Origin of the sequence: Brevundimonas sp. P7753, assembly GCF_013386595.1 — a bacterium.
Taxonomy (GTDB): Bacteria; Pseudomonadota; Alphaproteobacteria; order Caulobacterales; family Caulobacteraceae; genus Brevundimonas; species Brevundimonas bullata.
The window spans coordinates 1-587 of the sequence record NZ_JACARP010000212.1; the positions used below are offsets into that span (position 1 = coordinate 1).

At 54.2% G+C, this 587-nt stretch carries 1 protein-coding gene; it reads right to left on the minus strand.

From position 1 onward, the window contains the following. Positions 1–25: 25 nt before the first annotated feature. Positions 26–587: hypothetical protein (locus tag HX774_RS19850; protein WP_218650539.1), on the minus strand; the 562-nt coding region annotated here is incomplete at its 5' end.

Consider the following 587-nt stretch of genomic DNA (forward strand, 5'->3'; position numbering starts at 1 on the left):
CCCGATTACACCGGCACTCCAGCCTTTATTTCGCTTTCACAAAAAAACCCTGCCGATCTTGAAGCGTCCACTTTGCACGTGAGTCGATGACACCATCACAGGTGCTCACGCCAAACTCACTAACCCCTCGCTGGGCGCTCCATATCGTATAGGAGCAGTCAGAAACGGTTGCGTGCTGACTTCTATAGACGAAGCGCCAATTATCGTCCGCGGACTTCGCAGCCACAACGGTGCCGCCATCAGACGTCGTGACCGCCACTCCTTCGCGGGGGTCAGAGATGTAGCAAGCGACGATTCTCGCGACGTACCCGCACCTCACGCCGCGCTCAACTCGGCCATCAGCATCATGCCACTCGGCGACATCACCGGCATATCGAAACTGTAGATTCGCCTCGTCATCTTTGACGACGAGGCGAATGCCAGAATGAGCATTCACATATGCGGACGCATCGTTGATTGAGGCTGGAGACATACAAGATGTCGATAGCATCGGAACCAAAAACACGACCCAACTAAAGTCCAAGAAGTTCTTTCGCCACACGATCATACTCCTTGCTGTGCTCACGATTGTAACCATGCCGCCCAAG